The sequence below is a fragment of the Deinococcus pimensis DSM 21231 genome (genome assembly GCF_000519345.1).
GTDB lineage: Bacteria > Deinococcota > Deinococci > Deinococcales > Deinococcaceae > Deinococcus_A > Deinococcus_A pimensis.
In genome coordinates this window covers 6237-13055 of the sequence record NZ_KI912648.1, presented here as the reverse complement: position 1 = coordinate 13055, position 6819 = coordinate 6237, and the positions used below count along the sequence as shown (strand labels likewise).

General features: G+C 68.5%; 6 protein-coding genes. 2 read left to right on the top strand and 4 right to left on the bottom strand.

From position 1 onward, the window contains the following. The first annotated feature begins 30 nt into the window (after positions 1 to 30). Entirely contained in the window at positions 31 to 1365 is a 1335-nt protein-coding gene (gene hisD, locus DEIPI_RS39860) for a histidinol dehydrogenase (protein WP_027482122.1), read from the top strand. 184 nt (positions 1366 to 1549) lie between these two features. Next, on the top strand, positions 1550 to 3316 hold the full coding sequence (locus tag DEIPI_RS0113610; RefSeq protein ID WP_027482121.1) for an ABC transporter substrate-binding protein: 1767 nt from the start codon (positions 1550 to 1552) through the stop codon (positions 3314 to 3316). A gap of 52 nt (positions 3317 to 3368) precedes the next feature. On the opposite strand, the gene DEIPI_RS37815 is transcribed toward DEIPI_RS0113610, so the two are convergent. The 4 genes from DEIPI_RS37815 to DEIPI_RS31080 form a co-directional block, all read right to left on the bottom strand. Next, a complete protein-coding gene (locus tag DEIPI_RS37815; protein WP_157463649.1) occupies positions 3369 to 3758 on the bottom strand; it encodes a hypothetical protein in 390 nt (129 codons plus the stop codon). 58 nt (positions 3759 to 3816) lie between these two features. Next, positions 3817 to 4989 (bottom strand): amidohydrolase family protein, encoded by a 1173-nt coding sequence (locus DEIPI_RS0113605; RefSeq protein WP_027482120.1) that lies wholly within the window; start codon positions 4987 to 4989, stop codon positions 3817 to 3819. A gap of 34 nt (positions 4990 to 5023) precedes the next feature. Beyond that, positions 5024 to 5740, bottom strand: a complete 717-nt coding sequence (locus DEIPI_RS0113600; protein ID WP_245588565.1) for a sporulation protein — start codon at positions 5738 to 5740, stop codon at positions 5024 to 5026. Between the two features lie 108 nt (positions 5741 to 5848). Beyond that, positions 5849 to 6819, bottom strand: a 971-nt coding sequence (locus DEIPI_RS31080; RefSeq protein ID WP_211238293.1) for a gamma-glutamyltransferase family protein, incomplete at its 5' end; no start/stop codon positions are given.

The window sequence follows — 6819 nt, the reverse complement described above, 5'->3', positions numbered from 1 at the left end:
CCGGTGGCGCGTCTCTGTATCTTATGGGGCATGAACGTCCTCACCGGCCCTGACGCCCGCGCGGCCCTCACGCGCACCTTCGCCCAGACCTCCGTCCCGGACGCGGTCCTCGACCGGATCGAGCGGACCTTCGGGGAGCGGCTCACGCCCGACGAGGTCGTGAGCCGCATCCTCGCGGACGTCCGCGCGCGCGGCGACGAGGCGCTGAGGCACCACACCCGCGTCCTCGACGGTGCCGAGATCGACGCGCTGGAGGTGCCGCGCGCCGAGATCGACGCGGCGACGGTGCCCACCGAACTGCACGAGGCGATCCGCGTGGCCGTCGCGCGGGTCCGCGCCTTCCACGAGCGTCAGCCCGCGCACGGCTGGACGGACTTCGGTCCGGGCGGCGCGCTCGGGCAGATGGTGCGGCCCGTGGAGCGCGTCGGGGTGTACGTGCCCGGCGGACTCGCGCCCCTCGTGAGCAGTTTGATCCACACGGCCACGGTCGCGAAGGTGGCGGGCGTGCCCGAGATCGTCGTGACGACCCCGCCCGACCGGGAGGGCCGCGTGCACCCCGCGATCCTCGTCGCGGCGCGCGAGGTCGGTGTGAGCGCCGTGTACCGCGTGGGCGGCGCTCAGGCCGTGGCGGCCCTCGCGTTCGGCACGCGGAGCGTGCCCGCCGTGGACAAGATCGCGGGGCCCGGCAACCTCTTCGTGGTGCTCGCCAAGCGCGCGGTGTACGGCGCGGTCGGCATCGAGAGCCTGCCCGGCCCGACGGAGACGCTGGTGCTCGCCGACGGGGACGCGGACGCGCGCTTCGTCGCGGCGGACCTGCTCGCGCAGGCCGAGCATCTCGGGGCGGAGCCGGTCCTGGTGAGTACCTCGCGTGACCTGCTCGTGGAGGTGGAGCGAGAGCTGCACCTGCAGCTGGAGGCGTTGCCGGAGCCGAACCGTTCGTGGGCGCGCGACAGTGTCTCGGCGCGCGCGAAGGTGGTGCTGGCGGCGTCCCTGGACGAGGCCTTCGACCTCGCGAACCTGTACGCGCCGGAGCACCTGTGTCTGCTGATCGCCGACCCGTGGGATCACGTGGGGCGCGTGCGGCGCGCGGGCGGCGTGTTCGTCGGGGAGGCCAGCATGGAGGCGCTGGGCGACTACGTGGCGGGCCCGAGCCACGTGATGCCGACGGGCGGCACGGCGCGCTTCCTGAGTCCCGTGAACGTGCGCGACTTCCAGAACATCATCTCGGTGGTCGGCGTGAACGAGCGGACCCTGCGCGAGGTGGGTCCGCACGCGGCGAGGCTCGCGCGGGCCGAGGGGCTGGAGGCGCACGCGCGAGCCATCGAGGCGCGGCTCCGTCCGGACGCCGTCGGAGACGACGGGTGAATACCGTCCGGGACACGGGCGCATGTTCATGCATCCTTAACGTCCCGAACGCCCGTTCGTGCGGCTTGTGTCCCTCACGACCGACCGTTATTCTGCTTCACGGTTCTCGTAACTAATCCGCGTCAGACAACCGAGTGAACCTTCTCATGCCGTGTCGCTAGATTGCGAGTCCAGGAGGAAACTTATGCGCGCGATCCCGTTCGCTGTCATGTCCGCCGTGCTTCTCGTCGGCGCCGCTTCCGCCCAGACCAAGGTCACGAAGCCCTTCGTGTGGCCTGCCGCGTGGTCGGACACCCCGGCCCGCAGCGCGAAGACCGGTGGGGAGTTCCGCAACTACCAGCTGTCGGACTTCAAGACCTACAACCCCTTCACCAGCGCCGAGGCGGGCAGCATCCCCGACATCATGAGCCTCGGCACCTCCGGGCTCGTGCAGCAGGACCCCCGCAACGACGAATTCATCCCCTACATGGCCGAGTCCATGAAGATGTCGAACGGCGGCAAGACCTACACGTTCGTCCTCCGCAAGGGCATGAAGTTCAGCGACGGTCAGGAGATCACCGCCGACGACTGGATCACCACCTGGAAGATCCACACCGACGAGAAGGTCGGCAGCCAGTCGCGCGACTCCTTCTTCATCCAGGGCAAGCCCGTCACCCTCAAGAAGCTCGGCACCTACCAGCTTCAGGTGGACTTCCCCGTCGCGGACGCCACCGCGATGAGCAAGCTGACCTTCGCCCCGTGGCCCGACCACGTGTTCGGCAAGGCCTACCGCTCGGGCGGCGCCGCCGCCATCAAGGCGCTCTACGGCCTGAACACCCCCGCGAAGAACATCGTCACGCCCGGCGCGTGGGTCCTCTCCGGCTACCGTCCCGGCGAGCGCGCCACCTTCGTGAAGAACAAGTACTGGGGCGAGTGGAACAAGGACAGCGCCGGCAAGGCCCTCCCGTACCTCAACGGGCAGTCCTTCCGCATCGTGAAGGACCTCAACAACGCCCTCGCGACGTACCTGTCCGGACAGATCGACGTCGGCCCCGCCACGAAGGCCGACAACCTCGCGCAGATCAAGAAGGCCATCGACGGCGGCCAGCTCAAGGCGACGCTGCTGCCCAACATCGGCGCGCAGGCCAGCAGCCAGTGGATCGTCTTCAACTGGAACAAGGCCGACGACGCCGACAAGCAGGCCCTGTTCCGCAACAAGACCTTCCGTCAGGCGATGAGCCACCTCGCCAACCGCGACGCGATGGTCAAGCTCGTGTACGGCGGCCTCGGCACGCCCACCTACACCAGCGTGTACCCGATCTTCGCGAACTTCATCCCGAAGGACCTCAAGAAGTTCGACTACAACGTCGCGCAGGCCCAGAAGCTCCTCGGGCAGCTCGGCTACACCAAGAAGGACAGCGAGGGCTACCTCGTCAACGACGCGGGCAAGCGCATCGAGTTCGACCTGACGACCAACGCGGGCAACAACGAGCGTGAGCAGATGGCGCGCATCTTCGCGGACGAGGCGAAGAAGGCCGGCGTGAAGGTCAACTTCCAGCCGATCGACTTCAACAAGCTCGTCGACGCCCTCACCGCGCAGAGCGACAAGCGTCCCTTCGACGCGATCCTGCTCGGCCTCTCCGGCGGCGACAACATCTGGCCCTACGGCAGCAACGTCATGCCCTGCGACGGCGGCCTGCACTTCTGGAACATGAGCGGCAAGTGCGTCGACCCCGTCGAGACCCAGATGGAGAAGCTGTACTTCCAGGGTCAGGCTGAGACGGACACCGCCAAGCGCCGTCAGATCAGCTACCAGCTCGCGAACCTCGAGAGCGACCTGCAGCCCGTCGTGTACCTCGCGGGCCCCGCGTACAACGTCACGTACAACAACCGCATCGGCGGCGTGTACCCCAAGAACCTCATGAGCAGCTACTACGGCTTCTCGGCCCTGCCGCTCGTCTACATCAAGTAAGCGAAGAGGTAATTAAAAAAGGTGCCACGGATATCCGTGGCACCTTTTTTAATTACACGTCAGGAGTTACGTCATTTACAGCCTGACTGAGTTTCTCGACGTGCACAGTCAAGAACAGCCGGTCGTCCATGTCTGCTCGATCTCGAATTTTTTCCAACTCCTGCACGATCTGCTTTAGCTTTTTAACGGCAGTTACAGCTGTTTGTAGGTTTTCTCGATTCATGTAGCTATTTTGCAGATACCTGAAGCAATAAAAAACCAGTTTGATATCTGTATATACCCGCTCTAATTCCTCCCCGCCTTCAATAATAGATTTGTCATTGAAATATATCTGAGACATCGTCTGCACGACTCTTCGTAAAGAGGCTTGCGCAGCTGCTAATTTCGCCGGATACTGGAACGAAAACTGGCTTGATTGTAGAACAATAGTAAAAAAGTCCATAAACAATTGAGGTAATGTACTCTTCCCAGTTTCCCATGTCTCGCTGCCTGCGCGGCAACTACCGCACCAACGCCTCCCCCCACACCCATTCCTCCCGCCACGTCTCGCCCCGGCGGATGAAGGGCACCTTCTCCCCCACCACGCGCGCGCCGCCCTTCACGGCGGCCCGCACGAGCGTCCGCGCGTCCAGCGCGGGGTGCACGGTCCGGGCGAAGCGCAGTTCGTCGTGGACGTCGAGCGTCTCGCCGGACGCGACGGAGTCCGTGCCGAGCGCCACCTCCACCCCGTGCCGGGCGAACAGGGCCCAGTCGAAGGTGCCGCACTCCAGGTTCGCGTTGCTGCGCGGGCAGGTCACGACGGCGCAGCCGGAGGACGCGACGGCGCGCACGTCGTCCTCGGTGACGTGCACCATGTGGATCAGGGTGGGGCGGGCGTCGAGCACCCCGAGCGACGCGAGGTAGGACGTGGGCGTGAGGTCCGGACCGGGCAGGCGGCCCAGGGTGTCCTCGAAGGTGTAGGGGCGCTTCATGCGGTCGAAGGTGGCGCGCAGGGCGCCCTGCCCGGTCCGGAAGAGCTCGAACTCGCTGGGGTGCTCGGCCACGTGGATCTGCATCGGCAGGCCCTCCTGCCGGGCGTACCGCGCGAGGAGCGTGAAGAGGCGGTGCGACACCGTGTACGTGGCGTGCGGGCTGATCCCGACGCGGACACCGTTCGCGCCCTCCTTCCTTCGCCAGCCCTCGACGCGTTCCACGGCGGCGCGGAAGGTCGCGTCGGCCGTCCCGGGGTTCGGGTCGAGGACCTCCCAGTACGCCACGCCCGACAGGCCCGGCGTGCCGAGCAGCAGGTCCATCACGTCGGGATGCCACACGATGTCGCCCACCACCCGCGTGCCGCTCGCCGCGAGCGCCTCCAGGCCGCGCCGCGCCCCGTCCAGGCCGCGCAGGCCCGCGTTCGGGATGACCACCTCGGGAATCCAGCGGAAGTACGGCAACGCCCGGAAGGGGTACAGGGACATGTCGAGGTGCGTGTGCGCGTTCACGGGCGGCGGCGCGATCACCTCGCCCGCGCGTTCCTCCCGGGCGTGCGGGAAGGACGCGCGCAGGTCCGCGAGGTCGCCCGTGGCGGCCACCACGCCGTGCGAGACGACGACGCCCCCGCCGGACCTCGGCAGGCCCATCCCGGTGTAGACGACGTCGGCGGTGAGGAGGCGCGGTGCGGGGTCGCTGGTCATGGGGAGAAGGTAGCAGGTGTCAGCGGTCAGACGTTCAGGTGCGCCGAATACGCCGCGCGAGCTCCTGCGCGACGGCGTCCGGACCGCGCGCGATGAGGTCGGGCGTGACGTGCCAGCGCGAGCGGGACTCGAACTCGCCCACGAAGAGGCTCGCGACGCCGCGCGCGCGGCGGTCCACCTCCAGGATCACCTCCACGTGGTCACGGCCCGGGAAGAGCACCATCTCCACCTCCGTCACGCCGAACCCGTAGGGCGGGTGGAACTCCAGCTCCTGCACGAGGCCGCGGCCCCAGCCGTGCGCGCGCTCCACCTCGGAGCGGCGCAGGCGCAGCCCGAGACGTTCCGCGCCCCTCAGGAGGGCCTCCACGGGCGCGTTGGGCAGGATCACGAGGCGGTCCTGGTCGGTGGGGTCCACGCCCGAGACGGACGCGCCCGTGTGGAGCCACACGTCCGTGCCGGGCAGCGACAGGGGCGCGTGGTACGGGACGGTCACGTCGAAGGGGAGCTCCACGCGCTCGCCGGGCCGCACGTCGACGGGCCCGCCGAGGCGGAACTCCAGCGCGGACTCGTTGTCGTGGTGCTCGTCGTGCTTCACACGCGTCATGACGTGCAGGGCGACGTACTCGATCGTCTGCGCCACGTTGCCCCCCTCGATCAGCACGTGTCCGCGCAGGTTCTCTCCGAGCCGGACCTCCGTCCTGTCGAGTCGGGTGTCCACACGCGCCGCGCCGATGCCCACACTGGCCAACATCTTTCCGAGGAAGCTCATACGAGGGGCAGTACGGGTGAAGGACCCGTGAAGTTGCGCGCCCACCCTCCCCCGACGCGGGGGGAAGGTGGGCGCGGTCACACCGGGCGGCTAGAAGGCCGCGACCTGCCCGTCCGTGCGGCCCTCGCTGCCGCCCGTCAGGACGCCGCGGTCGTCACGCCAGATGATCTGGCCGCGTCCGAAGGCGCCCGATTCGAGCTGGACGCGCACGTCGTGCCCGCGATCCTGCAGGGCGCGCGCCACCTGCGCGGGCAGGGCGTGCTCCACCTCCACCGTGAGGCCGCCCGTCCACTGCCACCTCGGGGCGTCGAGCGCCTCCTGCGGGTTCATGCCGTAGTCGAGGGTGTTCACCACGACCTGCAGGTGCCCCTGCGGCTGCATGAAGCCGCCCATCACGCCGAAGGGGCCCACCGCGCGGTCCTCGCGGGTGAGGAAGCCCGGGATGATGGTGTGGTAGGGCCTGCGGCCGGGCGCGAGCTCGTTCGGGTGTCCCTCCTCCAGGGTGAAGTTGTGACCGCGGTTGTGCAGTCCGACGCCCGTGCCGGGCACGACGACGCCGCTCCCGAAGCCCATGTAGTTGCTCTGGATGAAGCTGACCATGCCGCCCTCGCCGTCGGCGGCGCAGAGGTAGACGGTGCCGTGCGACGCGGGGTCGCCCGCCTGCGGGGGCAGCGCCCGCTCGTGGATGAGGGCGCGGCGACGCGCGTGGTAGGCGGGGTCGAGCAGGGCGTCGGTGGGGACCTCGACGTGCCGTGGGTCACCCACGAAGCGGTGCGCGTCCGCGAAGCCGAGCTTCATCGCCTCGATCTGCAGGTGCAGGCCGCGCTCGTCGTCGCGGCGCGCGGGCAGGTCGAGTCCGTCGAGGATGCCGAGCGCCACGAGCGCCGCGATGCCCTGCCCGTTCGGCGGGATCTCCCACACGTCGTGGTCCTTGTAGCCGGCGCGGATGGGCTGCACCCATTCGGTGGCGTGCGCGGCGAGGTCCGAGGCGCGCAGCAGTCCGCCCGTCTCGCGCGCGTGGCGGTCGATCGCGGCGGCGAGGTCGCCCTCGTAGAAGTCCC